The organism is Ferrimonas sp. (genome assembly GCF_048263965.1).
Lineage (GTDB): Bacteria > Pseudomonadota > Gammaproteobacteria > Enterobacterales > Shewanellaceae > Ferrimonas.
In genome coordinates this window covers 108922-135424 of the sequence record NZ_JBLXDO010000008.1, presented here as the reverse complement: position 1 = coordinate 135424, position 26503 = coordinate 108922, and the positions used below count along the sequence as shown (strand labels likewise).

The 26503-nt window shown below is 60.4% G+C and carries 30 protein-coding genes; 16 read left to right on the top strand and 14 right to left on the bottom strand.

Annotated elements, in window-relative coordinates; genetic code table 11:
• Positions 1–4: 4 nt before the first annotated feature.
• Positions 5–625: a 5'-deoxynucleotidase gene (gene yfbR / locus ACN0RV_RS09615; protein ID WP_417347402.1), complete on the bottom strand. Its 621-nt coding sequence runs from the start codon at positions 623–625 to the stop codon at positions 5–7.
• A 187-nt stretch (positions 626–812) separates the two neighbouring features.
• Here yfbR and ACN0RV_RS09610 point away from each other — a divergent pair, with 187 nt between their 5' ends.
• A complete protein-coding gene (locus ACN0RV_RS09610; RefSeq protein ID WP_417347401.1) occupies positions 813–2438 on the top strand; it encodes a GGDEF domain-containing protein in 1626 nt (541 codons plus the stop codon).
• 2 nt (positions 2439–2440) lie between these two features.
• On the opposite strand, the gene ACN0RV_RS09605 is transcribed toward ACN0RV_RS09610, so the two are convergent.
• A complete protein-coding gene (locus ACN0RV_RS09605) occupies positions 2441–3799 on the bottom strand; it encodes a sensor histidine kinase (RefSeq protein ID WP_417347400.1) in 1359 nt (452 codons plus the stop codon).
• Positions 3800–4060: 261 nt separating this feature from the next.
• Here ACN0RV_RS09605 and ACN0RV_RS09600 point away from each other — a divergent pair, with 261 nt between their 5' ends.
• From ACN0RV_RS09600 to ACN0RV_RS09580, 5 genes are all read left to right on the top strand, one after another.
• The gene (locus ACN0RV_RS09600; RefSeq protein WP_417347399.1) at positions 4061–4585 is read left to right on the top strand and encodes an RNA polymerase sigma factor; all 525 of its coding nucleotides are present in this window, start codon (positions 4061–4063) and stop codon (positions 4583–4585) included.
• Complete coding sequence (locus tag ACN0RV_RS09595) at positions 4582–5085, top strand: hypothetical protein (RefSeq protein ID WP_417347398.1); 504 nt, start codon at positions 4582–4584, stop codon at positions 5083–5085. The genes ACN0RV_RS09600 and ACN0RV_RS09595 overlap by 4 nt, the downstream gene beginning before the upstream one ends.
• A gap of 59 nt (positions 5086–5144) precedes the next feature.
• Positions 5145–6101 (top strand): DUF4097 family beta strand repeat-containing protein, encoded by a 957-nt coding sequence (locus tag ACN0RV_RS09590; protein ID WP_417347397.1) that lies wholly within the window; start codon positions 5145–5147, stop codon positions 6099–6101.
• Between the two features lie 35 nt (positions 6102–6136).
• Positions 6137–7282: a tRNA epoxyqueuosine(34) reductase QueG gene (gene queG, locus ACN0RV_RS09585; protein WP_417347396.1), complete on the top strand. Its 1146-nt coding sequence runs from the start codon at positions 6137–6139 to the stop codon at positions 7280–7282.
• Between the two features lie 66 nt (positions 7283–7348).
• Positions 7349–7954 carry a phospholipid scramblase-related protein gene (locus ACN0RV_RS09580; RefSeq protein ID WP_417347395.1) on the top strand — a complete coding sequence of 202 codons (606 nt, stop codon included), beginning with the start codon at positions 7349–7351 and terminating at the stop codon, positions 7952–7954.
• Here ACN0RV_RS09580 and ACN0RV_RS09575 read toward each other — a convergent pair.
• The gene (locus ACN0RV_RS09575; RefSeq protein ID WP_417347394.1) at positions 7951–8424 is read right to left on the bottom strand and encodes an NYN domain-containing protein; all 474 of its coding nucleotides are present in this window, start codon (positions 8422–8424) and stop codon (positions 7951–7953) included. The two genes, ACN0RV_RS09580 and ACN0RV_RS09575, sit on opposite strands and share 4 nt — an antisense overlap.
• Positions 8425–8749: 325 nt before the next feature.
• On the opposite strand from ACN0RV_RS09575, the gene ACN0RV_RS09570 reads away from it, so the two are divergent.
• On the top strand, positions 8750–9364 hold the full coding sequence (locus ACN0RV_RS09570) for a YceH family protein (protein WP_417347432.1): 615 nt from the start codon (positions 8750–8752) through the stop codon (positions 9362–9364).
• Here the strand turns inward: ACN0RV_RS09570 and ACN0RV_RS09565 are convergent.
• From ACN0RV_RS09565 to ACN0RV_RS09555, 3 genes are all read right to left on the bottom strand, one after another.
• Positions 9361–10692 (bottom strand): MATE family efflux transporter, encoded by a 1332-nt coding sequence (locus tag ACN0RV_RS09565; protein ID WP_417347393.1) that lies wholly within the window; start codon positions 10690–10692, stop codon positions 9361–9363. The genes ACN0RV_RS09570 and ACN0RV_RS09565 overlap by 4 nt on opposite strands.
• A gap of 26 nt (positions 10693–10718) precedes the next feature.
• Positions 10719–11315 (bottom strand): cob(I)yrinic acid a,c-diamide adenosyltransferase, encoded by a 597-nt coding sequence (gene cobO, locus ACN0RV_RS09560; protein ID WP_417347392.1) that lies wholly within the window; start codon positions 11313–11315, stop codon positions 10719–10721.
• Between the two features lie 86 nt (positions 11316–11401).
• Positions 11402–11707: an ArsR/SmtB family transcription factor gene (locus tag ACN0RV_RS09555; RefSeq protein ID WP_417347391.1), complete on the bottom strand. Its 306-nt coding sequence runs from the start codon at positions 11705–11707 to the stop codon at positions 11402–11404.
• 216 nt (positions 11708–11923) lie between these two features.
• Here ACN0RV_RS09555 and metH point away from each other — a divergent pair, with 216 nt between their 5' ends.
• Positions 11924–15589, top strand: a complete 3666-nt coding sequence (metH, locus tag ACN0RV_RS09550) for a methionine synthase (protein WP_417347390.1) — start codon at positions 11924–11926, stop codon at positions 15587–15589.
• A gap of 43 nt (positions 15590–15632) precedes the next feature.
• Here metH and ACN0RV_RS09545 read toward each other — a convergent pair whose 3' ends face one another.
• Positions 15633–16193, bottom strand: coding sequence for a TetR/AcrR family transcriptional regulator (locus ACN0RV_RS09545; RefSeq protein ID WP_417347389.1), 561 nt, complete (start codon positions 16191–16193; stop codon positions 15633–15635).
• Positions 16194–16285: 92 nt separating this feature from the next.
• Between ACN0RV_RS09545 and ACN0RV_RS09540 the strand changes: the two genes are divergently transcribed.
• Complete coding sequence (locus ACN0RV_RS09540) at positions 16286–16822, top strand: dihydrofolate reductase family protein (protein WP_417347388.1); 537 nt, start codon at positions 16286–16288, stop codon at positions 16820–16822.
• A gap of 58 nt (positions 16823–16880) precedes the next feature.
• The gene (locus tag ACN0RV_RS09535; protein WP_417347387.1) at positions 16881–17519 is read left to right on the top strand and encodes a DUF3157 family protein; all 639 of its coding nucleotides are present in this window, start codon (positions 16881–16883) and stop codon (positions 17517–17519) included.
• A gap of 51 nt (positions 17520–17570) precedes the next feature.
• Here the strand turns inward: ACN0RV_RS09535 and ACN0RV_RS09530 are convergent, their stop codons facing one another.
• From ACN0RV_RS09530 to ACN0RV_RS09520, 3 genes are read right to left on the bottom strand one after another with little or no spacing between them, the layout of a single operon-like run.
• The gene (locus ACN0RV_RS09530) at positions 17571–18122 is read right to left on the bottom strand and encodes a Tll0287-like domain-containing protein (RefSeq protein ID WP_417347386.1); all 552 of its coding nucleotides are present in this window, start codon (positions 18120–18122) and stop codon (positions 17571–17573) included.
• Positions 18123–18178: 56 nt separating this feature from the next.
• Positions 18179–18505: a DUF417 family protein gene (locus tag ACN0RV_RS09525; protein ID WP_417347385.1), complete on the bottom strand. Its 327-nt coding sequence runs from the start codon at positions 18503–18505 to the stop codon at positions 18179–18181.
• Between the two features lie 22 nt (positions 18506–18527).
• A complete protein-coding gene (locus tag ACN0RV_RS09520) occupies positions 18528–18707 on the bottom strand; it encodes a hypothetical protein (protein WP_417347384.1) in 180 nt (59 codons plus the stop codon).
• A 358-nt stretch (positions 18708–19065) separates the two neighbouring features.
• Here ACN0RV_RS09520 and ACN0RV_RS09515 point away from each other — a divergent pair, with 358 nt between their 5' ends.
• From ACN0RV_RS09515 to ACN0RV_RS09505, 3 genes are all read left to right on the top strand, one after another.
• A complete protein-coding gene (locus ACN0RV_RS09515) occupies positions 19066–20319 on the top strand; it encodes a dicarboxylate/amino acid:cation symporter (RefSeq protein ID WP_417347383.1) in 1254 nt (417 codons plus the stop codon).
• A gap of 80 nt (positions 20320–20399) precedes the next feature.
• Positions 20400–20855 (top strand): acyl-CoA thioesterase, encoded by a 456-nt coding sequence (locus tag ACN0RV_RS09510; RefSeq protein WP_417347382.1) that lies wholly within the window; start codon positions 20400–20402, stop codon positions 20853–20855.
• Positions 20856–21018: 163 nt separating this feature from the next.
• Positions 21019–21816, top strand: a complete 798-nt coding sequence (locus tag ACN0RV_RS09505) for a hypothetical protein (RefSeq protein ID WP_417347381.1) — start codon at positions 21019–21021, stop codon at positions 21814–21816.
• A gap of 60 nt (positions 21817–21876) precedes the next feature.
• Here the strand turns inward: ACN0RV_RS09505 and ACN0RV_RS09500 are convergent, their stop codons facing one another.
• From ACN0RV_RS09500 to ACN0RV_RS09485, 4 genes are all read right to left on the bottom strand, one after another.
• Entirely contained in the window at positions 21877–22647 is a 771-nt protein-coding gene (locus tag ACN0RV_RS09500) for a hypothetical protein (protein WP_417347380.1), read from the bottom strand.
• A gap of 207 nt (positions 22648–22854) precedes the next feature.
• Positions 22855–23529 carry a ChrR family anti-sigma-E factor gene (locus tag ACN0RV_RS09495; protein WP_417347379.1) on the bottom strand — a complete coding sequence of 225 codons (675 nt, stop codon included), beginning with the start codon at positions 23527–23529 and terminating at the stop codon, positions 22855–22857.
• On the bottom strand, positions 23522–24115 hold the full coding sequence (locus ACN0RV_RS09490) for a sigma-70 family RNA polymerase sigma factor (RefSeq protein WP_417347378.1): 594 nt from the start codon (positions 24113–24115) through the stop codon (positions 23522–23524). Before ACN0RV_RS09490 ends, ACN0RV_RS09495 begins: the two co-directional genes overlap by 8 nt.
• A gap of 128 nt (positions 24116–24243) precedes the next feature.
• Entirely contained in the window at positions 24244–24816 is a 573-nt protein-coding gene (locus tag ACN0RV_RS09485; RefSeq protein ID WP_417347377.1) for an LON peptidase substrate-binding domain-containing protein, read from the bottom strand.
• Positions 24817–24934: 118 nt separating this feature from the next.
• On the opposite strand from ACN0RV_RS09485, the gene ACN0RV_RS09480 reads away from it, so the two are divergent.
• From ACN0RV_RS09480 to ACN0RV_RS09470, 3 genes are read left to right on the top strand one after another with little or no spacing between them, the layout of a single operon-like run.
• Entirely contained in the window at positions 24935–25462 is a 528-nt protein-coding gene (locus ACN0RV_RS09480; RefSeq protein WP_417347376.1) for a DUF2878 family protein, read from the top strand.
• Positions 25459–25947: a chalcone isomerase family protein gene (locus tag ACN0RV_RS09475; protein WP_417347375.1), complete on the top strand. Its 489-nt coding sequence runs from the start codon at positions 25459–25461 to the stop codon at positions 25945–25947. The genes ACN0RV_RS09480 and ACN0RV_RS09475 overlap by 4 nt, the downstream gene beginning before the upstream one ends.
• A gap of 1 nt (position 25948) precedes the next feature.
• A complete protein-coding gene (locus tag ACN0RV_RS09470; protein WP_417347374.1) occupies positions 25949–26464 on the top strand; it encodes a DUF3833 domain-containing protein in 516 nt (171 codons plus the stop codon).
• Positions 26465–26503: the final 39 nt, after the last annotated feature.

Below are 26503 nucleotides of genomic sequence, written 5' to 3'. Positions count from 1 at the left end.
CCGTCTACTCCTCAGGTTCCCCCACCAGGGCCGCGTCCACCAGATCATCAATGGTCATCTGGAAGGCCGGCACACAGTGCTCCATAAACCAGGCCACCTCAGGCATGGTCTCCACAAAGGGCGTCAGCGCCGCCAGCACCTTGCGCTCGGTTCCCTCAAACTCCATGTTCCCTGCCCTCAGCTCCGACAGGGCCTTGGTGTAAGCAGAAAGCAGATCCGCCGCTTTGACGAAGCGGGCCGTCTCCGGGTCATCCTCATGTTCAATCAACCCCTTATAGGTGGATTGCAAAGGGGCGGGCAGAGTGGTCACCAGCATATGGGCGGCGATCGCCTCCATCTCCCGGCACAGGGCCAGCATCCGCTTGTCGCTGTATTTGATGCCACTGTTCACATCCTCGGTCAGCACCTCGGCAGAATCATGGAACATGGCCACCACGGCCAGGTGGTTGGCGTCCACACCAGGCTGATCCGTGAACACCTTGTTGCGAATCTCCCCCAGGGCATGGGCGAACATCGCCACCTGGAAGCTGTGCTCGGCGACGTTTTCGGCGCGGGTCGGATTGGACTTGCCCCAGCGGTGCACATTCTGCATCCGGGACATCAGAGCGAAAAAGACCGGTTGCATGGTGTCTCTCCTATTACCAGCCACTACTGCCTTTATGCTAGAGGGCGGCAGCAGCCGCCGCAAGCCATTCTGCTGCTGGGAAAAGTCGCCATTGAATAAATTTTCTGCATCGGCCTGGCTTTTCTGCTAAAAATACCCAGAGCTTTGCAAGGAAGTTAAGATTATCAAGGGATTAAAACTTATTGCGTTGGCTTTCAGCGCACTCTGTCTCGGCTGGTTTTGGAGCTCAGTCACCGGGACACAGCCGCTGAATTACGCCAACCTGGGTCAGGACGCCTCCCTGGCCCAGCTTACCGAAGAACGCCACTGGCAGCCCGCATCACTGGTGGCCGTGCGGGGCCCCATGGTGTGGAAGCGTCTCACTCTGCCATCCACTGGGGACACTCTGCGCTTGCAGATAAGTCAGGGGTGGGCGGGAGACGGTCACCTGATGGTCACTCAGGGCAAACAGCTGCTGACGGACCTCATTCTCCAGTCTGACGGCCCCAGTTACCGCCCCATGAGCTTTACTCTGCCTTTGGTGAACGACCGGCCGGCCACCCTCTACCTGTATGTGCCAGTGGCGGTGGAGATCAGCGCCGAGTCCCAACGCCGGCCCAGGCTGCCGGACCTTTTCCTTGGCTTGTTGCTGGGCCTGATGTTAGCCATGTGGCTCACTCAACAGGTCACCAGCACCATACTGGCAGACAAGCTGCCCCTGACCCACAGCCTGACTCAACTGCCCCTGTTCGCGGTGGCCCTGATGGAGTTGACCGGCCATGTGCCCATCAAACCCCTGTGGCTCGCCCTGTTCCTGGCCCTGTTGAGTCAACAGGCCAGCCAGGCGATCATCCGCCGCCACACCTGGGCTCAGGCCGGCTTGGCACTGCTGCTGGCGGGCCTTCTGGCGGCACCAAGCTGGACCCTGGACCTGCTCCTGCCACCGCTGATGATGCTGTTGGTGGCCTGGCAGGCCAGCTGGATTCTCGATGGCAACCACAGGCTGCCACGCAGCTTTGCCTCCACCGAGCTGATCAAGCTGCTGCTGCTGCTGCCACTGCTGTTTACCCTGGTACTGGATACTCAGGTGCCGCCTCTGGTCACCCTGAGCTGCGCCCTGCTCTGGTCGGTGTGTCATGGGTTGCTGCTGCTGACCCTGCTGGTCTCTCAGAGGCGTCAGTTGAGGAACCTGCTCAAACTCAACAACCGCCAACACGCCTTTCTCCGGGAGCAGAGCAACAGCAGTCTCTCCCAGCAGATCCGCTCCCTGGTCAGGGTGCACCGCCACCTGGAGGAGAAGTCCAGCACCGACTCCCTCACCGGGCTGAAAAATCGTGGCTACTTCGACGAACATTACCGAATCGAACTGCTGCGCAGCCGACGGGAGCAGCATCCATTCAGCCTGCTGTTGGTGGACCTGGATCATTTCAAAAGGGTCAATGACCGGCATGGCCATCCCTGTGGTGACAAGGTGTTGATGGAGCTGGCCCAGGTGTGTGATCGCGCCCTACAGCGCCCCGGCGATGTCCTGTGCCGCTATGGCGGAGAGGAGTTTGCGGTGCTGCTGCCCAATACCCCTGCCGTCGGCGCCCTGCACGTGGCCCATACTCTGCAGAATGCCATCGCCGAACACAGGGTCGAGTGGTCCGGCAACAGGCTGGCGATCACCGCCAGCATCGGCCTAGCCACGGTGACCGGCCGGGAGCAGCAACTGCCGGATCTGCTGCAACAGGCAGACTCCGCCCTGTACCGGGCCAAACACCTGGGTCGCAACAGGCTTGAGGTGTATCAGGGGGAACAGCTGGACCCGATAACGGCGATGGAACTGGGCTAAAGTCAGTCCAGAGGCGGAAAGCTGCAACGCAGCAAGGTTCCGCCCAGCAATCTGCTGCTGCCCAGGGTCAGGTCCAGGTTAAAGGTGGCCGCCACTTCCCGCACCAGCACCAGGCCCACACCATGCTGATACCGGGCGGCGTCGCTGATCCCTTCAAGATTCAGGGTCTGCTCATCCAGCCCGGGCCCGGCATCGGCGACGGTCAGCAGCAGGCGCCCCCCCTCGGACTGGCGCACGGTAACGATCACCTCGGCCCCTTTCGGGCTGGCATTGATGGCATTATCTATCAGGTTGTCCAGCATCCCCTGAAGCATCACCGGGGGCACAGCCACTTCCCCCTGACGCTGCAGCCCCCGCAAGGTCAACCTGACCCCCAGAGCCATGGCATCACCATAGTGACGGGCGCAGCTCAGGGCCGTTTCCCGGTAGAGGTCACAGCGTTTCTCATCTTGACGCCAGCTTCTGTCCAACTCACTGAGAAGGTGGCCATTGCGCACCAGTCTTTCACTGCGGTTCAGGGCCCTCATGGCCCCCACCAGATCATCTGGGTGGCGCTGCAACCGCTTTCCCAGGGCATGAAGGTCACCGGTGACCCGCCTGGAGAGTGCCGCGACCATGGTCCGCCGCTTGGATTCGGCGGCGGCATGGGTTCGTTGACTGCGCCCCAGTGCCGACACGAATGCCCTGAGCTCCTTGGGCAGAGCCTCTCCGTCAGGAAGGGGGTTTGCCGGCCATTGGCTGACCTGCTTGCTCAGGCGCCGAAGCGGCGCAATGGAGAGGCTGACCACCAGAGAGCAGAGCAGGATGCTCAGAGGGGTCAGCAGCACCATCTGAGTGCCCCAACTGGCCCACATGGCTCGCTGAAGCAGATCCCGCCCCAGGGCGTCCGGGTAGCCCACGGTAAGATAGAGTTCGTGTCTCAGGCTGTAGACGGTATAGGTGTGCCAGGTGTCGCCTCTGTATTCCTGCTCGGCGAAGCCTGCATTGAGATCGGAGAAGATGCCGCCATCCACACAGGGGCGGCCATTGGCACTGACGCAGTGGCCCCGGCTCCAGATCTGGTAGTGCACCAGGTCCGAATTGCTCAGCTCGGCATTATCCCCAAGAATCCACCCCTGCCGATAGGTCAGATCCAGCTGCTCAAAGCGTTTAACCGACTGGCGAACCACCTCATCCACACGGTCGGCCCGGGTTTCGTTGAGCAGCTGCAGCATCACCCTGGCCCGCTGGGCCAGGTTGGCATCGTGAACATCCTGGTAATACCCCTTGGCGGTCCACAGGGCATTGATAAACCCGAGACAGTTGGTCACCAGAAGCAACAGGGCCAACCAAAAGATCAATTTGCTGCGTATGGAGTTCATCCGTGCCAGTGCTTAATTCCGGGGAGCTGGGAGAATCGCGACAATCCGCGGGTTGTGGCGCGCATTTTGACAGCAATTAGCCGCAAATTCATGGGAAGTGATCACAAAATCCCATCTTGTGTGAACTGACTTCATTCGAAATCTTCGTCCTGAAACCCAATTTTTTGTTGTTGCCATTCCAACCTTTTGCCACCTTGGGTCTGTCATAGGAAGTATCAGAGATGGCCGGTGCCACTGGTTTGGTCTTTCAAGGAGAGAGCATTGACACAGAATCTGCCCCCCTTCCCGGCAGAGCAGGAGCGGGAGATCCGCCTGGCTCAGAAAGGCGATCGCGACGCCTTCGCCCGGATATACCGCCACCACAGCCCCAGGGTGTACGCCCTGTGCCTGAGACTCAGTGGCCGGGTCGCCTGTGCCGAAGAGGCTACCCAGGAGGTGTTTATCCGCCTGTGGCAGAAACTGCCCCAATTTCGTTTCGAGGCGCAGTTCACCACCTGGCTGCATCGCCTGACCCTTAATCACGCCCTCAACTACCTCAAGAGTCAGCCTCAGCTCGCCCCCCTGAGCGAAGAGGAGGCCCAACGTCAGGGGGAGGCGATGGAGGAGCTGCAACTGGTGGACCGTCTGCTGCCCAGGCTGCCGGAGCGGGCACGTCAGGTGTTTGTGCTCCACGCCATTGAAGGTTACCACCACCACGAAGTGGCCCAGCTGTTGGAGATCCAGCCAGGGACCAGCAAGGCCCAGTACCACAGGGCACGCCAACTGCTACAGGAGATGCTGATATGAGTCGCCAACTGGATTCAATGCTGCAAGAGCTCGACACCGAGGTGGCCCCCAGTCGTGATCTGTGGCCCGCCATCGAAAAAGGGCTGGATCGCTCTCCCCTGCCTGCGGCGCCGCGGCGTTCCTGGTTCCCCTGGGCCATGGCCGCCAGTCTGCTGGTGACCACCCTGGGTGGCTTCCTCGGCGGACGCCTGAGCAGTCCGGATCCCCAGGCCCCCTTGCTGGGTGCCCTGGCCCAGATCCAGCAGCAACACGAAGCCCAGCGTCAACGACTGGTGACCCGTCAGACTCCGGCGTTGGTGCAGGCTGGCACCACACCGGGAGAGCTGGCCTCCACCGAGGCCCTGGCCAGCATCCGCAGCGCCGAGCAGGAGCTGTTCGATGCTCTGAAGCAGCAACCGGACAACCCGGAGCTGCTGCAGCTGTGGCTCTGGGTGCAGCAGCGGGAACTGGACCTGATGCAGAAACAGCAGTTGCGCCACCAACGCCTGCAGCAGCTCTAGAGCTCGGCGGGTATGGCGATGAATACGACGACGAACAAGATCACCTCAAGGAGAACCCTATGAAAAACCTGATACTGACCGCAGGCCTGTTGAGTTGCAGCCTGCCCCTGTGGGCCGGAGAAGCCATCGACAGCCGCATGGAGGCCGACGGCATCAGCAAACTGACCCTGGTGGTGCCCCGAGGCGAGGTCACCCTGACCGGAGGCAGTCACAGTGAGATCCGGGTTCAGGGCGAGCTGGACGACCTGGCCAAGGAATGGGTGTTCGAAAGAGAGGGCAACACCCTGGTGGCCGAGGTCAAGATGCCCAGAAACTGGCGCGGGGACAATGAGGGCAGCAAACTGACCGTCACCCTGCCCGGCTCCATCGAGGTGGAAGCCAGCGGTGTCAGTACCCATTTCAGCGCCAGCGATCTCAGCCGGGGGCTGGAGTTGGAAAGCGTCAGCGGCGATCTTGAGCTCGCCCGAATTTCAGGCGAGGTGGAAGCGGACAGCGTCAGCGGCAACATCACCGCCTCTGCCCTGGAGGGTGAAATTGAGCTGGAGACCGTCAGCGGCGACGTTAAGGCGCAGCAGATTCAGGGCGAGGCCAGCGTAGAGTCGGTCAGCGGCGAGGTGCACCTGAGCCGCTCCGGAGACAGGCTGGCGGTGGAGAATGTCTCCGGGGATATCAAGCTTCAGCTGGATCAAGTGGGCGCCCTGGAGGTCACCAGCGTCAGTGGTGACATTCAGGTGGAGGTGGCTAGCCTCGCCGCCAACGCCAGGCTGAGCTTTGAAACCGTCAACGGCGACACCAAGCTGAGCCTGCCTCAGGATGCCTCAGCCCGCTTCAAGCTGGATACAGGCCCGGGTGGAGAGATCAGCAACCGAATCAGCGATCACCAGCCTGAGCGGGGTGAATATGTCCCCACCGAGAGCCTGAGTTTCAGTCAGGGCAGCAGTGATGCCCGAGTAGAGATGAAAACCGTCAACGGCAGCCTGACCCTGGCGCCCATGGCGGGAGGGCACCTGAAATAGGGTAGCCAAAGGCAAGATCTGATACCCTAGCCCCCATGAACGACCAAAGCACAACACAGGGCGCGCCGGACTGGGGCGCCCTGTCCATTGAGATCAAAGCCTGGGCCAAAGAGCTTGGCTTTGCCGCCTGCGGCATTGCCCGCCTGGACCTGACCGGGGAGCAGAGGGCACTGCAGCAATGGCTGGCCAACCACTATCACGGTGACATGGCCTACATGACCCGTAACCAGGCGATGCGCACCCAGCCTGCCCTGCTGCACCCTGGCAGCCTGACCGCCATTGTGGTGCGAATGGACTACCTGCCCCCGCAAGCCGGATTTGCCACCACCCTCAGTCAGCCGGATCTCGGTTACATCAGCCGTTACGCGGGCGGGCGCGACTACCACAAGCTGATGCGCAACCGCCTCAAGCAACTGGGCAATCGACTGAGAGACCGGGTAGCCGGTTTCGATGGCCGCCCCTTCGTGGACTCCGCCCCCATTCTGGAACGTCCCCTGGCCAAGGAGGCCGGACTCGGTTGGGTGGGTAAGCACTCGTTGCTTATCGACCGGGAAGCGGGCAGCTGGTTCTTTATCGGTGAACTGCTCACCAACCTGCCTCTGCCTGAGGATGAGGCCTACCAGGGCGACTGCGGCAACTGTACCGCCTGCCTCACCCTCTGCCCCACCAAAGCCATTGTCGCCCCCTACGTGGTGGACGCCCGCCGCTGCATCTCCTACCTGACCATCGAATCCGACGAAGGGATTCCACAGGCGCTGCGCTCCCAGATGGGCAACCGCATCTACGGCTGTGACGATTGCCAGCTGGCCTGCCCCCACAACCGGGAGGCGCCTCTGACCGCAGAGGGGGACTTCCATACCCGTCCTCAACTGCATCAGGTACCGCTGCTGACCCTGTGGCAATGGGGCGAGGCCGAGTTTCTCAGCGCCACCGAGGGCTCACCGATCCGCCGCATCGGCTTCCGCCGCTGGCAACGCAACCTGGCGGTGGCCCTGGGGAATGCCCCCGCCAGCGCGGCGGTCATTGACGCCCTTGAACAGGGGCTGGGCAGGGTGGATGAGATGGTGGATGAACACATCCACTGGGCCCTGGCACAGCAACGCAGCGGCCTGAGTGAGATAAGCAAACAGCAGCAGCGACTGATTCGCGTGGTCCAGAAAGGCCTGCCCAGAGACGCCTAACTTTGCAAAAGTATCAATAGAATCCGATAGATTCGCTATAGTAGAGGCGTCAGCAAGGAGCCCACTATGCTTGAGAATCACTCCAAAATCCGCATTCAGCAACTGTTTGAGATGGCCGAGTTGTTTGGCTTCGAGAGCCGCAACCGCTATCAGGTTCTCGATGCCCAGGAACGCCCCCTGGGCTATGCCGCCGAACAGAGTTCCGGCATGTTAGGCACCCTCTCCCGGCAACTGTTTGGCCATTGGCGCCGATTCGACATCCACCTGTTCTCTCCCCAAAGGGCGCCATGGCTGATCGCCCACCACCCTTTCCGTTGGTGGTTTCAACGGCTGGAGGTCAGCGATGCCAGCGGCGTCAGGCTGGGGGCGGTGCAGCAGCGCTTCGCCCTGCTGCACAAGAAGTTCGACATCGAAGACGAGCATGGCCGGGTGATGATGACAGTCGCCTCGCCGCTGTGGCGCATCTGGACCTTTCCGGTGGAGCGACAGGGGCGGGAAGTAGCCTGCATCAGCAAACGCTGGTCCGGGGGGCTGACCGAACTGTTTACCGACAAGGATAACTTTGTGGTGGAGTACAGCGACCCCTCACTGGACAACCGCAGCCGTCAGCTGCTGCTGATGGCCACCCTGTTTATCGACCTGCAATATTTTGAGAAGAAGGCGGGCGATTAAAGCAGCATCGGCGGGCCGATGGGACAGAACTCGGAGGCGGCCTCCATCAGAGAGTGGGCCGTCAGAGTGGGCACCCCGTAGACCCTGGCATCCACCCCATAATCCTGGCTGACCTTGTGCAGCAGCAGATCGAAGTCACCGTCGCCGGAGAGCAGCACCACGGTATCCACCTGAGGCGCCTGCTCCATCACATCTATGGTGATCCCCACGTCCCAATCCCCTTTGGCTGAGCCATCGGCCCGCTGGATAAAGGGTTTGAGCTTCACATCAAAGCCGATGTGCTTAAGGGCGTCCTGAAACTTGCGTTGGCCGTCATCCCCACGATGGGTGGCGTAGGCGGTGGCAAACACAATCTCTCCCTGATTGCACAGATGCTGCCACAGGGCCCGGTAGTTAAACTGACTACCGAAGGCCTGACGGCAGGTGTAGTAGATGTTTTGCACATCCACGAAGACAGCGATGCGGTTCAAGAGAGATTCCACGGCAACTTAGAGATAAGTCACCAGAATACAGAAAGTAACGACCCCGGTTCAATTTCATTGGCCAGAATTCAGACGCCGATCGGCAGTTTTGACAATTGGATTGAATATTTTCTAAACAATTCGCTGGCCCCGCCGATACATAGGGTTGGCTCCACAAGCCCTGGTAGGCCTTTCGTTCTGCAAATCAGACCTCTAGCCATTTTTCGCCCCTCATTGCTCAAAGGCTGGTCATTCGCCTGCGTCAGGGCTTGCCGTTTTATCCGCCAGGGGAAATACTGAGTCGGTCTAAGTGCTAAGGAGGCCCGCCGTGGAGATGAACCTGACCCTCAATGAAACCCGAGTCATCGGCTGCCTCTTGGAGAAAGAGAGCACCACCCCAGATCTCTACCCCCTGACCCTGAACTCCCTGAAGAGTGCCTGCAACCAGAAGAGTAACCGGGACCCGGTACTCTCCCTGAGCGACAACGAGATCCGCCAGACCCTCAATGCCCTGATGGATCGCCGCCTGGTCAGTGAAGAGGGAGGCGCCCGAGCCAGCAAGTACAAACACAGATTCTGCAACACCGCCTTTGGCGGCCTCAAGCTGAGCGAGCAGGAGCGGGCCCTGGTGTGCGTGCTGCTGCTGCGCGGACCCCAGACCCCGGGTGAACTTCGCAGCCGCACCGGCCGTCTGACCCAGTTTGCCGATGTGAATGCGGTGGACGCGGTACTGCAGGGGCTGGCTGAGCGGGAGATGGTAGTGCAACTGCCCAGGGAAGCCGGCAAACGGGAAGCCCGTTACGCCCACCTGTTCTCCGGAGAGGTGTCCATGCCCACCACCGCCGATGTGGTGGCGGACGACAAGGCCCGCATCCAGGAGCTGGAGCATGAGGTGATGATCCTCAAGGCGGAGATCGACCGCCTCAAGGGGGAACTGGCCAGCCGCTAACTCCAAAAGCGCAGCGGCAATCCCCGCCGCTGCCAATCCTGCCACAACAGCCACAGCACCCAGATCACCAGCAGGGTGTTGGAGAGCGGCACCGAGATCCACACCCCCTGAACCCCCAGCCACAGAGGCAGCAGCAACAGAAACGGCAGCTGCAGCGCCAGATTGGCCAGGGTGATGAGCCCGGCCCGGCGGCCATCTCCCACCGACTGAAAATAGGCGGCAATCACGAAGATGATGCCGTCAAAATAGAGGGCCCAGGTGTGCCAGGCCAGCCCCTGACGGGTGGCCTCGAACAGGGCGGTATCATCACTGTTGAAGGCGTGAATCAGGGGGGTGGGCACCCCGAAGAACAGCAGGGCGGTCAACAGGCCGGAGACCAGCACCAACCCCAGGGCCCAGCCCATCACCCGCTGTAGGCTGGGATACTCCCTGGCGCCAAACAGGTAGCTGAGCAGGGGCTGGGCACCGCCGGCCACCCCCTCGGCAAACAGGTAATAGACCACGCACAGGTAGCCGACGATGGAGAAGGCCCCCACCTGAATGGCGTCCCCATACTCCAGCAGCATGGCATTGTGCACTGCGGTGATGAAGCTGTAGTAGAGGTACATCAACCAGCTGGCCATCCCCAGGGCCACTATGGCTCTGGCATCGGCCAGGGTAAGCCCCATGTCAGCCAGAACGAGCCGGGTGCGGCACAGCGAGGAACGGAAATAGCCCAGCCCCAGCAGCAGCACCAGGGCCTGGGAGAGCACCGTGGCCACTGCGGCCCCCTGAAGCTGCCAGTCCAGCTGCACGATAAACAGGTAATCCAGGGCTATGTTGGCCAGGGCGCCACCACCGATGAGCAGGGTGGAGAGGTTGGGGGCATTGTCGTTGCGGACCAGGAAAGGGATGGCGATCCCCCCAAGGGCCAGGGGACAGCCCCAGGCCAGTACTTGCAGATAGGTCCTGGCCATGGCCAGCACCTCACCCCGGGCCTGTTGCAGGGTCAGCAGGTGCTCCCCCAGAGCCAGCAGCAGGACGCCGCATCCGATGGCCATCAACAGCAGCAGGGTGATGCCACTGCCCAGCCAGCGCGCCGCCCGAACACCATCGCCCTCTCCCCGAGCCATGGAGGAGAGGGCGCCGGCGCCTATACCCACCATCAGCGCCACCCCATACACCAGGCCGATCACCGGCCAGGCGATGTTAATGGCCGCCAGTCCCACGGCGCCAATCTGCTGACCGACAAACAGGCCATCCACAAACTGGTAGAGGCCGCTCACCATCATGGCGGCCACCGTAGGAACTAAAAAGCGCCAGAACTGGCGCTTAAGGGAATCTTGCATGAAGGACTCGTAAAGCACTGTTTGGCTTACCAGTCTACTCCTTTACGTGCCTTGACGCCCGCCTCAAAGGCGTGCTTGAGCGGCCGCACTTCCGACACGGTGTCCGCCAGCTCTTCCAGGCGGCGGTGCGCCGCACGGCCGGTGATCACCACACTCTGCTCCCGTGGTCTGTCGGCGATCGCCTGAATCACCTCGTCCAGATCCAGATAGCCGTAATTGGTCATGTAGGTGATCTCGTCCAGCAGCACCAGATCCACCTGGGGATCCGCCAACTCCTGCTTCACCTGCTGCCACACCTCCTGTGCTGCGGCGCTGTCCGCCTCTTTGTCCTGGGTCTCCCAGGTAAAGCCGGTGGCCATCACATGGAAGCGCACGCCATGCCCGGCCAGCAAATCCCGCTCACCGCAGGCCCAGTTGCCCTTGATGAACTGGGCCACGGCGCAATTCTGGCCATGACCGACGGCACGGGCCACGGTACCAAAGCCCGCCGTGGACTTGCCCTTGCCATTTCCGGTGAGGATCAACACCACACCACGCTCCTCCTGAGCCTGGGCGACCTTGGCGTCCACCTTCTCTTTCACCTTCTGCTGCCGCTCCTTGTGGCGCTGGTTCGTGTCGGTCATGGATTCATCCTGTATCTGCAAGGAAAAGGGTTCATTTTACGGGATTCTTTCGACCCAAGGCATGGGAAAACCCACAGTGATTCGGGTCAGTCCGAGTCCGAGGTCTCCAGGGAGCAGCACTCGGCACTGAGAAAGCCCATCAGTTCGTCGGTGGCTTCCAGGTTGGCGCGACAGATCAGCTCACGGCCGCGTCGCTCCTGGGTCACCAGGTTGGCAGCCATCAGCCGGCTGATGTGGTGGCTCAGGGTAGAGCCGGGAATGGACAGATGCTGCTGAATCTCGCCCACATTGAGCCCCTGCAGGCCCCCTTTGACCAGCAGGCGGAAGATACTCAGCCTGGTGTCGTGGCCCAGTTCGGCGAAACGGCGCACCGCCTCGGCGTGGTCGATCATCCTCACTCCTTGGGTAAATGGTTGTACAGGGGAAATCATGACCCAAAGTGCCGGGAAATCCAAGGGGCAGTCCCAAAGCCAGGGCATCCTGTCCATAATCGACCACTATGGCGCCATTGCGGTTTTTTTACCCCGGGGGGCTATCCACGGGCCACCACCTTGGCTAAGATAGACGTCTAAACGTATAAATGTCTATATGAAATTAGGGACGGCGCCATGGCAACCACACTGCAGCAACTTCTCGCACAGCGGATACTGATTCTGGACGGCGCCATGGGCACCATGATCCAGGGCCACCGCCTGGAGGAGGAGGATTACCGTGGCGAGCGCTTTGCAAACTGGCCCTGCCAGATCAAGGGCAACAATGACCTGCTGTCCCTGACCCAGCCTGAGATCATCGCCGGCATCCACCGCGCCTATCTGGACGCCGGTGCCGACATCATCGAAACCAACACTTTCAACTCCACAACCATCGCCATGGCCGACTACCAGATGGAGGCGCTCTCCAGGGAGATCAACTTCGAGTCAGCCCGGCTGGCTCGTCAGGTGGCTGACGACGTGGCCAGGGAGACCGGCGTTCCCCGATTTGTGGCCGGGGTGCTAGGCCCCACCAACCGCACCTGCTCCATCAGCCCGGACGTGAACGATCCCGGCTATCGCAACATCAGTTTCGATCAACTGGTGGCCGCCTTCCATGAGTCGGCCCAGGCATTGGTGGAGGGAGGCGCCGACCTCCTGCTGGTGGAGACGGTGTTCGATACCCTCAACGCCAAAGCGGCCCTGTTTGCCATCGACACCCTGTTCGAGGAGCTGGGCCGTTCACTGCCGGTGATGATCTCCGGCACCATCACCGACGCCTCGGGACGCACCCTTACCGGCCAGACCACCGAAGCCTTCTACAACTCCCTGGCCCACATCCAGCCGGTGGCCATCGGCCTCAACTGCGCCCTGGGGCCCAAGGAGCTCTCCCCCTACGTGGAGGAATTGGCACGCATCAGTGAGTTTCCGGTGTCGGCCCACCCCAATGCCGGATTGCCCAATGAGTTTGGTGAATACGACGAAACCCCGGAGCAGATGGCCGAGATCATCGGCCAATGGGCCGCCGAGGGCTGGCTGAATATCGTCGGCGGCTGTTGCGGCACCACTCCGGAGCACATCAGCGCCATCAAGGCGGCGGTGGACCAGTACGCCCCCAGGCGTGCCCCACAGATCCCGGTGGCCTGTCGCCTGGCCGGCCTGGAGCCCTGCACCATCGACGCCGACGCCCTGTTCGTCAACGTCGGCGAGCGCACCAATGTTACCGGCTCCGCCCGTTTCCTGCGGCTGATCAAGGAGGGGGATTACGAAACCGCCCTCTCCGTGGCCCGCCAGCAGGTGGAGAACGGTGCCCAGATCATCGACATCAACATGGATGAGGGGATGCTCGACGGCGTCGCCGCCATGGAGCGCTTCCTCAAGCTGATCGCCTCCGAGCCGGAGATCGCCCGGGTGCCGATCATGATCGACTCCTCCAAGTGGGAAGTGATCGAGGCCGGCCTCAAGTGCATCCAGGGCAAAGGGGTGGTCAACTCCATCTCCCTCAAGGAGGGGGAGCAGGCGTTCATCCATCAGGCAAAACTGATCCGCCGCTACGGCGCCGCCGCCATCGTCATGGCCTTCGACGAGCAGGGCCAGGCGGACACCTATGAGCGCAAGGTGGAGATCTGCACCCGCGCCTACCGGGTACTGACCGAAAAAGTGGGCTTCCCGCCCCAGGACATCATCTTCGATCCCAACATCTTCGCCATCGCCACCGGCATCGAGGAGCACGACAACTACGCCGTGGACTTTATCGAGGCCACCCGCACCATCAAGCAGACCCTGCCCCACGCGATGATCTCCGGCGGCGTCTCCAACGTCTCCTTCTCCTTCCGGGGCAACAACCCGGTGCGGGAAGCGATCCACGCGGTATTCCTCTACCACGCCATCCACGCCGGCCTCACCATGGGGATCGTCAACGCCGGTCAGCTGGCGATCTACGACGACATCCCTGATGAGCTGCGGGAGCGGGTGGAGGATGTGGTGCTCAACCGCCGTCCTGACGGCACCGAGCGGCTACTGGCCGTCGCCGAGGAGTACCGAGGTGATGGCGCCGCCGAAGCGGACCCCAGGGAGGCAGAATGGCGCAGCTGGCCGGTGACCAAGCGGCTGGAGCACGCCCTGGTCAAGGGGATTACCGACTTTATCGAAGAGGACACCGAGCAGGCGCGACTGGAGGCAGACGCACCCCTTCAGGTGATTGAGGGCCCGCTGATGGATGGCATGAACGTGGTGGGGGATCTGTTCGGCGACGGCAAGATGTTCCTGCCTCAGGTGGTGAAATCCGCCCGGGTGATGAAGCAGGCGGTGGCCTACCTGACCCCCTACATCGAGGAGAGCAAGCAGGAGGTCAGCAGCGCCGGTAAGATCGTCATGGCCACGGTCAAGGGGGATGTGCACGACATCGGCAAGAACATCGTCGCCGTGGTGCTGCAGTGCAACGGCTACGAGGTGGTGGACCTTGGGGTGATGGTGCCGGTGGAGAAGATCATTGAGACCGCCGTCGCCGAGAACGCCGACGCCATCGGCATGTCCGGGCTGATTACCCCCTCACTGGATGAGATGATCCACAACGTCAAGGCGTTCCAGAAGGCGGGGCTGACGATCCCCTGCTTCATCGGCGGCGCCACCACCTCCAAGATCCACACCGCGGTGAAGATTCATCAGCACTACCCTCATGGGGCCATCTATGTGCCGGATGCGTCTCGCACCGTTCCGGTGGTAGCCAAGCTGATCGATAACAAGCGGCGCCAGGGGTTCGTGGAGCAGGTGTACAACGAATATGGCGAGCTTAAGGCGCGCCGTGAAGCCCAGGGTCGGCGCAAAACCCTGGTCTCTCTGGAGCAGGCCAGGGCCAATCGAAATGCCATCGACTGGGACAACTACCAGCCCTGTAAGCCCAAGCAAACCGGGGTGCGGGTCTTTAAGGAGTATCCGCTCACCGACCTGTTGGAGCGCATCGACTGGACCCCCTTCTTCCGCAGTTGGGGCCTGCACGGTCGCTTCCCGGATATCCTGGAGGACCCCAAGGTGGGTGACGAGGCCAGCGAGCTCTACGCCAATGGCCAGAGGATGCTGGAGACCATCATCGACCAGCAGTGGCTCAAAGCCGCCGCGGTGATTGGCCTGTTCCCGGCCAACAGCGTGAACCACGATGACATCGAACTCTACGCCGATGACGGCCGCGAGGCCGCCATCGCCAAGCTGCACATGCTGCGCCAACAGATAGAGCGCGCGGGTAACCACAACTTCGCCCTGTCCGACTTTGTGGCGCCCAAGGCGAGCGGCAAGCACGATTACATGGGCGCCTTCGCGGTCACCGCCGGTATCGGCATCGAGTCCCATGTAGCGCGCTTCGAGGCGGCCGGCGACGACTACAGCGCCATCATGTTAAAGGCCCTGGCGGATCGCCTGGCGGAGGCCCTGGCGGAGCGGATGCACGAGCGGGTGCGCAAGGAGTTCTGGGGCTATGACGCCGAAGAGCAGCTGGATAACGAGTCGCTGATCCGCGAGCGGTACAAGGGCATTCGCCCGGCCCCAGGCTACGCCGCCTGCCCGGATCACACCGAGAAGGGCACCCTGTGGCAGCTGTTGCGGCCGGATCACCACATCGATCTCAATATCACCGAAAGCTTCGCCATGTACCCCACGGCGGCGGTCTCCGGTTGGTACTTCGCCCACCCCGAGTCCCGCTACTTCGGCGTGACTGACATCGGCGAGGATCAGCTGCAGGACTACGCCCGCCGCAAAGGCTGGAGCGAAAAGCAGGCCCGCAAGTGGCTGGCGCCCCTGCTGCACGACTGAGCAGACAACTTCCATAAGGGCGCCTGAGGCGCCCTTATTTTTTTCAGACTCTGGCCTCCAGTGCATCCAGATAGAAGTTCAGGGGCCCCTGCAGGTGGGTGTCATCCTCCAGGCCACCGCAGCTGTTGCAGTGAATCGCCAGGGCAAAGCCGTGGAGGTAATCCACCAGCAGCGCCATGGCATGGCCTCGCTGTGCCTCATTCAGGTTCAGGGGGGCCACCGCCTGGTCAAAGCGTGCCATAAACACCTGGGCCGGGCCCGAGGACGACATCCCCAGCAGGGTTTCCAGCAAACCGCCATGACGGCGCAGCAGGGAGAGATAACTCTGGCTCAGCCGTGCCAACTCCTGTCGCCAGGGCTGGCCCTCCTGTGGGCAGTAGATCCCCGCCACCAGTTGGCAACACAGGGATTCGAGCAGGGCGCCCTTGTTGGGAAAGTAATGGTATAGGGCCATCACATCCACCCCCAGCTCCGTCGCCAGCTTCCTTAAACTCGGCACCTTGCCCTCCTGACCCAGCAGTTCGCCGGCCACCTCCAAGATACGCTCCCGTGACAGGGTCGCCCCCCCCTGTGGTCGGCCGCGACGTTTCTCCTTGACAGTCAAAACTCTCTCCAGCTAGTCTGAAAAACAGTATTTCTACAGTGTAGAATATTACCCTGTGGATGCCAAGCAACACTCGGATAACAGGAGATAACATGAGCAACATCCTGTACATCGGCACCAGTCTGGACAACTACATCGCCGACAGCAACGGCGGGCTGGAGTGGCTGACCTCCCTGCCCAATCCGGAGGAGGAAGACTTTGGTTTCGCCGAATTTATGGCATCGGTGGATGCCCTGGTGATGGGGCGTAACACCTTCGAAACCGTGTGCGGTTTCGGCGGAGAGTGGCCCTACAGCAAACCGGTGTTTGTGTTAAGCCGAACCCTGACGACCCTCCCCGACTCACTGCAGGAGAAAGCGGCTCTGATCCAGGGCTCACCCCAGGAGGTGACCCGCAAACTGAATGACAAAGGGTTTCAGCGGCTCTACATCGACGGAGGACAGACCATCCAGAGCTTCCTCGAGGCGGATCTCATCGACGAGATAATCGTCAGCCAGCTGCCGGTCCTGCTCGGCGGAGGTACCCCTCTGTTTGGCGACCTTACCCGGCCGCTGTGGTTTGAACTCCTGAACAGTGAGGTGCTGCTGGGGGCCATCACCAAGCACCACTATCGCCGCCGCCGGGACTGAAGCATCCTCCGGGGATTTCTGGTAGTCTGCCCTGAATGCGAGGAATAGGACTAACGCTATGTCAATCAAACCCTTTGCCGCCATGTTGGCACTGATGATGGGCTTTTCCGTTCAGGCCGCCGACCAGGTGGTTACCCTGGAGGATGGCCGCAAGGTGATACTCCATGACGATTTTACCTGGCAGTATCTGGCGCCCGAAGCCCCCAAGGCCGATGACGCTGCCGAGGCCCAGCAGCTGCCTGCCAAGCCTCAGGCGCCCGTGGCCGCCACCGCTGTTCCTGCCCTGCCCAAGGCGGCTGCCCAACCCAAGACAAAGGCGATGCCGAAAAAGCCGCTGTCCAGTGGTGTCATCGTCCGTCCCGGCGAAGCCAAGGATGTAATGCAGCTGTCCGATTACGCTGTGGATGCCCTGCTGGGCCGCGCCCGCTATGAAGGGGGTGAGCTGATCATCCCCACTGCGGTCACCAACCAGGGTCGCGAGGCGATCATCGAGGTGGATGTGCACGTCACCGTCATGGATGAGTTTGGTCAGATTCTGGGCCAAGACACTCTGCCGATGTGGCGCTCCATCAAGCGGATGGCAGACACCTACCTGCGACCCGGAGCCAGTGAAGAGGGTCTGGACCTGCGCATGGAGGTGGAGCAGCGAGAGGTCTATCAGTTGAAAGTGGAGATCGCCGAGGTGGAAACCCGCTGATCCCACCGAAAGACGCACCGGGGTCAGTCTCTGACCCCGATGAGCGGATGACTATAAGCTACGGCGAACGCTGAAAGCACCCCGCAGCTGTCCAAGCTCATAACCGGTGGCCTGATCGGAAGGATAGTGTTCCGCGATCGCTTGCTGTACCTCTGGAGCCAGCTGCTGACCGTGACACTGCAGACAGACCTTTTCGATGACAATGCCCTTCATCAGCCGGAACTCCTCCGGTTGATGCCGCTCAGTCACCAGACTCTTGGGCGCAGCGCCTGCCAGCAACCTCTGCTCAAACTCCGCCAGCACCTGGGCTTCCCACAGATCCGCCTGGGCCATCTTAGCGTTTCTTGGCTTGAGGCTGACCCGGCTCAACTGCCAGCCGCTCTGGCTCGCCAGCTGGGCGGCAATCATTGGCGCCTGGCTGGCGCACACCTCCACCGCCGCCACCGGGCCGCCAGACTGCATGGCCGCCTTGAGACTCGGCTTCAGGGTGCTGCCAAACTGCTTGATGAGGGACAGCCCCTCCTGTCTCATCTCATCGGTATCCGCTGCCCAGGCCCCCAAGCTCAATAGCGACATCAGACCAATGGCCACTGCGTTTTTCATCCCTAATCTCCTGTGGATTCATTCCATGAGTGAACCCACATTATATTAGCTAAAGCTTATTTAGCAACTTCGCAACTTGAGTGCCTGTGCCAAAGAATGGCCGCAGCGGCCAGAAGAAGTTGATCCTTGATGATAAAGACACCGCTGCTGTTGAGCAGAGGAAAATAGGCATCCCCACTCCACCCCGGTAGAGAAATGAGAAAACTCAGGGTACCGAACGCGGTCAGGGCGATCCCCAGTGCGCCGAGGCGTCCTAGGGTGATACTGAAGGGAAAGGCAGCAATCCCCGCCATAAACACCAGCTCCACCACACCAATGAAGTTGGAGGCCCCCTGCACGTCCCAGATAAGATAGGTCCAGCTGAACAGCCAGTTCGACTCCATCAGATCCACGATGCCCTGAGCTTCATAGGGATGAAATTTGAGAAAACCTATCCACCCCAGCCCCCCGGCCCAGGTGGGCAAACAGATAGAGAGCCACGGAAAACATCGCCAGATACTTGATCAGCCCCTGACCGGCGACCAAATAGCGAATCAGAGCGGCCTCACTCAGGTTGGCTCGGCGAAGGTGGCGTATCAGTTCCACGCTGGGTCTCTTGTCTGGTTATCGTCAGCCCAAGCAGACCGACCCACAACGCATTCCATTTCATCACCAAGCAGAAACACCCCAAACTCGACAACAGGTAACACCCAGGCCGGACACATGACTCACCCCCTTTATTAACACCGGGACAGAGCACAGATTGGGGCCCAAAAATAAACATCAGTCGGGATTTCATCGCCTTAGTTATGACCAGGTCGCAATTAGCCCTTTCCGGGTTTGAAATGAGGATTTAAAGGGAGTAAAACCATGCGGCATATTCGAATAAGTGACCGAGCAAGAGTCATAGCTCATTGAATTAGTTAGTTTTTAGATCAACAACCTCTTAACAAAGGCGTTACCTGTGCAAAAGAAAACGAGCCTGCTGAGCAACATAGGTGTTCAGGTGATCATTGCCATGATCGTCGGCACCCTGGTCGGTATTCTTATGGGAGAGGATGCCGCGGCATTCGCCCCCCTGGGCAGCATCTTCATCCACCTGATCAAGATGCTGGTGATTCCCCTGGTGGCCGTGGCCATCATCAGTGGCGCCGCCGGTCTGGGCAACAGTCATGCCGCCGGCCGTGTCGGTCTCACCACCCTGGGCTTTTTCGGGCTGACCTCCGCCGTCGCCGTCGCCCTGGCCCTGGCCATGGGTGAGATCTTCCAGCCCGGCATCGGCATCGACTTCTCCTCCGTCGATGCCATGTACGATGGCAACCTGGCGGATAAGGGCCAACTGCCCACCTTCTGGGCCACCATCACCGGCATGATCCCCACCAATGTGTTCACCTCGCTGCATGATGGCAACATCCTGCAGATTCTGGTGTTCTGCCTGTTCTTCGGCATCGGCCTCTCCAAGGTGGAAGCCAGCCGTTCCAAGCCTCTGATCGACGGCATCAACACCGTAGTGGATGCCTTTGTCTGGATGATCAATGTGGTGATGAAGGTCGCCCCCATCGGCGTATTCGGCCTGATGGCCGAAGCCGTAGGCACCTTTGGTTTTGCAGCCCTGAGCACCGTAATGAATCTGTTCCTGGTCTACCTGGCCACCATTCTCATCTACGGCTTCCTGTTCTACCCGGCGATGATCAAGACACTGACCCGCATCCCGGTCAGCAAGTTTGTCTCCTCGATGAAGAAGCCTCAGGCTGTGGCGCTCTCCACCGCCTCCTCCATGGCAACCCTGCCGGTGACCATGGATGTGTGTGAAAAGGAGCTGGGCATTCGCAACTCCACCGCCAGTTTCGTGCTGCCATTGGGCGCCACCATCAACATGAGCGGCAACGCCATCTACTATGGCCTGGTGGCGGTCTTCTTTGCCCAGGCGTTTCAGGTCGACCTGGGACTGGGCGCCTACGTGGCCATCATCCTGACCGCCACCCTGGGCGCCGTGGGTCAGGCCGGTGTGCCTGGTCCCTCCTTCCTGGTGGTTGCCGTACTGCTGGCTGCAGGCATCCCCATCGAGGGTCTGCCACTGCTGTTCGCTCTGGACCGCATCTTCGACATGATCCGCACTGCGCTGAACATCACCGGTGATGCGGTCTGCGCCGCCATCGTCGATGAACTGGCCGGTGACGAACCCGTTGAAGAGGAACAGTCCGCGGAAGCGGCCTAACTCAATAACGGGTCACCTCAGGGTGGCCCGTTTGTTTTTGCCCCCGCCCCTTGCTAAGTTAAAACACCCGATCTAAACGGATGTTTGAATTTATCATGGACAGCTTCACCCAATCCTTTCCCATCCACACCCCTATCCAGGTTGCCTGGGGTGAGATGGATGCCCTTCAGCACGTGAACAACGTGGTCTACTTCCGCTATTTCGAGACCGCCCGCATCGACTTCTTCCATCAGATTGGCCTGATGGAGGAGCTCAAGCGCTCCGGCATCGGTCCCATACTGGCGGAGACCCGCTGCCGCTTTAAGCGTCCCCTGCTCTTCCCCGACTCGGTGCTGGTGGGCACCCGCATCACCGAACTGAGTGATGACAGGTTCACCATGGAGTATCAGGTGTTCAGCCAGAGCCAACAGGCGGTCACCTCCATAGGCAGCGCCGATGTGGTGGTGTATGACTTCCACAACAATCGCAAGGCCACCATGCCCTTAGCCGTTCGCCAGGAGCTGGAAAAACACCTGGCCACCGAGCCCCTCAGCTGATCTCAGCGACAGATCTGGCACCCCAGCTCAGGCCGCGGCGCCAGGTGAAGCCCATCACATCGGGCTCTGTGGTCTGGTTCTGTCACGGAAACCGCCTCGTCCACCTCTTTTTCATCCGACGCTGATATACTGGCGCCGAAGAGGATTATTGGAGTAGAGCACCATGAAAAAACAGGCACTTCTGCTGGCGCTGGCCGCCGCCCTGAGCATTCCGGCCCAGGCAGGCTGGGATGAGCTGAAAGCCAAGGCCAGGGAGTTGGGCGAAAGAGCCTCGGAAGTGAGCCAGGAGGCTTGGGACAGCACCGCCGAGGTGAGCCAGGACGCCTGGAGCGCCACCAAGGAGTGGAGCCAGGACACCTGGGATGCCTCCTCCGCCTGGGCAGAGGGCGCCCTGGACAGTGCCGGCCAGTGGAGTGACGACGCCTTGGAGAAGGGAAAGACCTGGTACCACCAGGGGGAAACCAAGCTGGAGGAGATGGTGGAGCCCGACAGCCCCCAGGAGGCCAGGGACGCCCTGAACACCCTGTCCGAGGTGACCCTGGTCAAACTGCTTACCGAGCATCCTCAGGTCAAACCCCTGTACGACGATGCCTACGGCTATGCGGTATTTGATTCCAGACAGTTTTCCCTGCTGCTGCACACCAATGGCGGCTCTGGTGTTGCCGTTAACCGGGCAAGAGGCAAACGCACCTACATGAACATGTTGGGGGGCGGTCTGGCCCTGGGCTTTGGGGCCAAATTCTACCAGCAGGTGATGCTGTTCGAGGATGAAGCCAGTTTTGACAAGTTCGTCAACGATGGTTGGAGCGGCGGCGCCGAGGCGGGCATCCTGGCCTGGAACGAATCCGCCAAGTTTGGCCAGTCTTTCCACAAGGCGTTGCCCTATATGTCCTCAATGAGAAGGGGCTGTTGCTGGATGCCAACATCAACGGCAGCCGCTACTGGCAGGATGGCGACCTGAACTGATTCCTGCGTCCCAGCAAGCACAAAAAAAGGGCGGAGAAGACTCCGCCCTTAGTGGTTAACCGTACCTGACCCTGCCGGGGGTTGAGATCGCCTCCCAGGCCTGCTGATAGAGCAGCGTCGATTGATGACGCAGTCGCTCCACCCTGGCTTGTTCAAACTCACTCAAAGGGCGCTGTTGCACCAGTGCCTGGCGCTCCAGCTCCTGGATCTGCTGGTACAGATCGTGTTCCGGGCCGTTCTTAATCTCGGCGAAAGGACGCAGGTGGATCTGCACCTCTGCCACCATCAGGCTTTCAGGCAACCGAACCAGCAGGTTCAGATCCCGATAGCCATTGGCTTTAGGGGTGAGAAAGCGGTTTTTCACTCTGACAACCTCTCCCTGGCGATCCAGCTCATGGTAGGCCCTGAGCAGGCCCTCCACGTCATCCGCCACCAAGGTGGTGCGGGCCAGATCCGTCAGCAGTGTCACATCGCCATCCAGTTTGCCCTCCAGCTTTGCCAACGCGCGCTCACGGCCTTTTACGGCGGGGACATCGGCTTGGGTGGAGGATAGATAGGCCACGCGGTGGGTCAGCATGGCCAGCTCGTTCTGAGCATGCTGCGCGCGAAGATAAAGGTTTTCGAAGTCTGAGGTCGGCTGAACAACCGATGCTGAATCCTGGCTTTCGATGGCCATCAGACCCGGCAGGCCCTTTTCTGCCTTGTTGGAGCGCTCCAGTCCGGGGAGCTTGTCTAGAGATGTATCAAGGGATAGCTGAGTCGCTGCCTGGACCGGGGCCTGCCCCACCATGAACAACATCAGCGCCGTTTTTAAAAACTTGCCCATTCAGTCTCCTTTTCCAGAAACCGGACCGCTCTGATAGCGGCCCTGCTCCTACTCTCTGGGTGACGAAGGGGGTTTTCAAGATCGACCAGATCACAAAAACCGCCCCTTCTCCTGATTCTTCAGAGTTATCAGGGGTCAGGGCGGTTCCACCAGTGTGCTGAAATCGTTCGGTTATTCAGACTGTATTCAGTTTTGTTTGGCTTGAGGTCAGCCTCCTGTCTTAAAAAACAGCTGACTGAATGGGTTCAGAGCCCGCGCCAGACCAGAGGTAAAGTGCAGTGGGGCATCGATCACCGCCAGGCACAGACATCCCTTCTCAGACCTGGGGCTGTGTTCATTGGACTCGGAGCAGTGCACCAGGTCTCCGGGGCCATAATCTCCGGAATCATCACTGAAGGCGCCGTCCAGGACCAGGGTCCACTCCTTGCCTTTGTGAGTGTGTGCGGCGATGCTCCCCCCTGGTTCCATGTAGATGAAGTTCAACTGATAGGCACGTTGATGGTCTTGGATTGGCGCACTCCAGAGCCGGTTCACCACCCGGCTCCAGGGGCCGGCACGATCCACCAGGCCGGACAGGGCGGGAGGCAGGGTAATGCGGCGTCCCTGAAACTCCATCTCAGTTGGTTGAGGTGCCTGGGGCGCCACCACGGGTGCGTCCTCCAGCCTGTTCAGCATCCTGGCCAACTCATCGTCACCGAAGTCAGAGGGAGGACTCAAAGCAGAGAGTTGCTCGGCCTGCTGCTGCTGCACCAATTCAACCCGGTTCCGACAACGGCGACACTGGCCAAGGTGTACGGACACCATAATGGCGAGCACATCGTCCAGTTCACCGGAAGCGAACTGTTCTAGTTCCATAGCGGTTGGATGATGACGGTCACTCATAGCCCAGTGCCCCCTTGTTTAGACGCATCGAAAGTTTCTCCATGGCCAGTCTCAGCCGGCTTTTCACTGTCCCGACGGGAAGATTCAGGTGTTCGGCCACCGCCTGATGACTCATCTCTTTGAGATAGACCAGAGACACCACTTGACGCTGATTCTCAGGAAGTCGGGCGATCAGCTCATTGAGCCGCCGCTTCTCCGCTTCGCTCTGCACCAGAAGGTCGCTGCTGTCCTCAACCGGAGTCGGCTCCAGGTACAACTCATCGGCGCTGACCAGAGTCGGGCGGGACAGTTTTTGTCGGCCCAGGTCAAAGCACCGATTGCGGGCGATGGTATAGATCCAGGTGGATACGTTTCCCTTGTCCAGATCGAAGCTGGAAGCCTTCTGCCACACCGCCAGCAGCGTGTCCTGCGCGACTTCACGGGCAGTCTGATCATCGCCCAGGCGAGTGAAACAAAAAGCGTGAACGCGGCTGGCGAAGTGCCGAAACAGTTCCGCATAAGCTTGCTTGTCTCTGTTGTTGGCCACACGTGTCATGGCCTGAGCCAAGCGTTGGTTCAGGTCGTCCTGAGAGGCGGACACAGTCATGGAAGTCTCTGAATCCCTCTTGCTCGATGGCGTCGGTACAACTCTCATAGGTGGTCCCCGTAGCGACTCGGCGGCGGGTGCATCGTGCGTCCCAGATCGCCTCCAGACGAAGTCATACGGCAACGCCACTACTGTGGATCACTTTTATCAAGAATAGAATGAATTAGGCTAACCGCCATAGAGGAGGAGGGCTGGGTCAGCAGGGTGGCCTTGGCCGAAGCCTCGATGGGCAATAGCTCCAACCAGCGTTGCAGGCTCCACCTGAGGGAGTCGAGTCCGGGTTCAGGGTAGAGCTCGCCGATCTCCGGGTATTCGGTAAGGAGCCGGCCTAGAGCCTGCTGAATGCGGGCATCCTCGGCAATCTTCTCCTCTGGCCACAGCTCAAAGGCGTTGCAGTCCGCCCAGCGCAAGCCGTCTTCATCGATCTCCACCTCACCGACCCGGGCCAGAGACACCCCTTCTACGGTGATTCCCAGCAGACCGTCCTCAAGTTGGTCAAAGTCCACCATCTTCACCAAGGTAGCAACTGCGAGCACCTGACTTTTGCCGTCAGCAGATTTCTCGAGCATGCCCATGGCAAAGCAGGGGGCGTGACCAGCTCGCTCACGCACCATGCGCAGGTATCTGGCCTCGAAAATCCTCAGAGCCAGGCGCCCTTCGGGAAATACATGGGCGTTTAGAGGGAATAGGGGAAGTCGCATCAGTCTGTCACTTGGCTGGATTCGATGCCATTTGATACGACGGATTACGGCCATCAGTTCACCCGGTGATCCCGGAACCTGGCTGGTACGTAATTGAAGGTTCTTGGAGGAACTGACAATGAACGGCATTCCTTTTACCTGGAACAAGCTGGCACCTCAAACCAGACAGTTGTTGCTGGACAGCACAGTGTTTCAACTGTTTTGGTTTGGTTCGATTCTGTCGCCCCATGTTGCGATGCAACTGACCGCCTTGGCGCTATGGTCTCTGGCGTCGCCCTGGCCCAAGAGACTGTGGTTTCTGGCCCTGATGACGGCCCTGCTGGGATGTGCCGTCGATGCACTGTGGATTCAGTCCGGCCTGTTTATCCCCCATGACACCCTCCCCGGGTTGTTCGTTGTCCCCCTGTGGCTGATGTTGTTGTGGCTGGCCTGTGCTCGCTACCTACTGATGCTGGTCAACTGCCTGACATTGCCCTCCTTCGCCCTGTTTCTGCTGGGGGCCACTGCGGGTCCCCTTAGCTATCTGGCTGCCGCCGGACTCGGCGCCGCCACCATGTCCTCCCCCTCCATCGCCCTGTGGATCGGCTTCACCCTGTGGTGGGGGCTGTTGATGCTGGTGATAAAATTCGTGGGAACCAAGCCATGAAAACATTCTCTCTCTTGTTGATGATCCTGCTGCTTGGCAGCCCTTCGGCCCTCGCCCTGCCTCTGGTAGGGGAGAGCAAACTTCGGGTGCTGTTCTGGGACATCTACACCGCCCGACTCTATGCCCCCGAGGGACAGTTTACCGCCATCGAGGCGCCACTGACCCTCAGCCTCACCTATCACCGAGACATCGACTCATCCGCCCTGATGGACGCCACCAGGGAGCAGTGGCAGCGCCTGAATTTCAAAGATGATGACAGCCTGACCTGGCTAGAGCAGGTCGCTCCCTGTATGCCTGACGTCAGTGACGGAGACAACCTGAGCTTCAGACTGACCGCGGGCAGCCACGCAGAGATCGTGTTTAACGGCGAACTTCTTTGCTCCCTGCCCCCATCCAAAGGAAACAGCCAGTTTCTTGCCATCTGGTTGTCAGAGCAAAGTGCTTACCCCAGATTCACTCAGAGGCTGTTGGCCAAAGGAGACTAGGATGCGAAACCTGTTAGCCCTGCTGCTGACCCTGGTTGTTGGGTGCAGTGCCGATTACAGCGCCATCAAGTCGCGACAGCCCATCCTGGAGCTGGAGAGGTTCTTTGACGGCAAGGTCAGCGCCCAAGGCATGGTGACCAACTTCAGCGGCGAGATAGTTCGACGCTTTACCGTCGAATTGGAGGGCCGCTGGCAGGACGGCGAGGGGGTGCTGGATGAGTACTTCCTCTACAACGATGGCGAGACCCAGTTTCGGCAGTGGCGCATCCGCCGCACCGGTCCTGACAGCTACACCGGTGAAGCGGACGACATCATAGGCACCGCCTCCGGAGAACGTTACGGTCCTCTGCTCAGGTGGCAGTATGAGATGGTGCTGGTCACCGACGATGGCGAGTGGCAGGTCAGCTTCGACGATCTGATGGTGCTGGTGGATAATCGGCACCTGCTCAATCGCGCCAAGATCAATAAGTTTGGCGTCACTGTGGCCGAGGTGTTCATCTCCTTTCAAAAAGAGTGATCAAAAATCAGTTAATTCTGTGATCACCCCAACGCGTTG

Excerpts from the sequence above, each read along its gene's own strand:
- ACN0RV_RS09485 (WP_417347377.1), bottom strand. The coding sequence starts at position 24,816 with ATGCGACTTCCCCTATTCCCTCTAAACGCCCATGTATTTCCCGAAGGG.
- ACN0RV_RS09525 (WP_417347385.1), bottom strand. The coding sequence starts at position 18,505 with ATGGAGTCGAACTGGCTGTTCAGCTGGACCTATCTTATCTGGGACGTG.
- ACN0RV_RS09505 (WP_417347381.1), top strand. The coding sequence starts at position 21,019 with ATGAAAAAACAGGCACTTCTGCTGGCGCTGGCCGCCGCCCTGAGCATT.
- ACN0RV_RS09590 (WP_417347397.1), top strand. The coding sequence starts at position 5,145 with ATGAAAAACCTGATACTGACCGCAGGCCTGTTGAGTTGCAGCCTGCCC.
- ACN0RV_RS09530 (WP_417347386.1), bottom strand. The coding sequence starts at position 18,122 with ATGAAAAACGCAGTGGCCATTGGTCTGATGTCGCTATTGAGCTTGGGG.
- ACN0RV_RS09510 (WP_417347382.1), top strand. The coding sequence starts at position 20,400 with ATGTTTGAATTTATCATGGACAGCTTCACCCAATCCTTTCCCATCCAC.
- ACN0RV_RS09595 (WP_417347398.1), top strand. The coding sequence starts at position 4,582 with ATGAGTCGCCAACTGGATTCAATGCTGCAAGAGCTCGACACCGAGGTG.
- ACN0RV_RS09490 (WP_417347378.1), bottom strand. The coding sequence starts at position 24,115 with ATGACTGTGTCCGCCTCTCAGGACGACCTGAACCAACGCTTGGCTCAG.
- ACN0RV_RS09470 (WP_417347374.1), top strand. The coding sequence starts at position 25,949 with ATGCGAAACCTGTTAGCCCTGCTGCTGACCCTGGTTGTTGGGTGCAGT.
- ACN0RV_RS09570 (WP_417347432.1), top strand. The coding sequence starts at position 8,750 with ATGAACCTGACCCTCAATGAAACCCGAGTCATCGGCTGCCTCTTGGAG.
- ACN0RV_RS09540 (WP_417347388.1), top strand. The coding sequence starts at position 16,286 with ATGAGCAACATCCTGTACATCGGCACCAGTCTGGACAACTACATCGCC.
- ACN0RV_RS09480 (WP_417347376.1), top strand. The coding sequence starts at position 24,935 with ATGAACGGCATTCCTTTTACCTGGAACAAGCTGGCACCTCAAACCAGA.
- metH (WP_417347390.1), top strand. The coding sequence starts at position 11,924 with ATGGCAACCACACTGCAGCAACTTCTCGCACAGCGGATACTGATTCTG.
- ACN0RV_RS09580 (WP_417347395.1), top strand. The coding sequence starts at position 7,349 with ATGCTTGAGAATCACTCCAAAATCCGCATTCAGCAACTGTTTGAGATG.
- ACN0RV_RS09555 (WP_417347391.1), bottom strand. The coding sequence starts at position 11,707 with ATGATCGACCACGCCGAGGCGGTGCGCCGTTTCGCCGAACTGGGCCAC.
- ACN0RV_RS09495 (WP_417347379.1), bottom strand. The coding sequence starts at position 23,529 with ATGAGTGACCGTCATCATCCAACCGCTATGGAACTAGAACAGTTCGCT.
- ACN0RV_RS09605 (WP_417347400.1), bottom strand. The coding sequence starts at position 3,799 with ATGAACTCCATACGCAGCAAATTGATCTTTTGGTTGGCCCTGTTGCTT.
- cobO (WP_417347392.1), bottom strand. The coding sequence starts at position 11,315 with ATGACCGACACGAACCAGCGCCACAAGGAGCGGCAGCAGAAGGTGAAA.
- ACN0RV_RS09535 (WP_417347387.1), top strand. The coding sequence starts at position 16,881 with ATGTCAATCAAACCCTTTGCCGCCATGTTGGCACTGATGATGGGCTTT.
- ACN0RV_RS09500 (WP_417347380.1), bottom strand. The coding sequence starts at position 22,647 with ATGGGCAAGTTTTTAAAAACGGCGCTGATGTTGTTCATGGTGGGGCAG.
- yfbR (WP_417347402.1), bottom strand. The coding sequence starts at position 625 with ATGCAACCGGTCTTTTTCGCTCTGATGTCCCGGATGCAGAATGTGCAC.
- ACN0RV_RS09565 (WP_417347393.1), bottom strand. The coding sequence starts at position 10,692 with ATGCAAGATTCCCTTAAGCGCCAGTTCTGGCGCTTTTTAGTTCCTACG.
- ACN0RV_RS09475 (WP_417347375.1), top strand. The coding sequence starts at position 25,459 with ATGAAAACATTCTCTCTCTTGTTGATGATCCTGCTGCTTGGCAGCCCT.
- queG (WP_417347396.1), top strand. The coding sequence starts at position 6,137 with ATGAACGACCAAAGCACAACACAGGGCGCGCCGGACTGGGGCGCCCTG.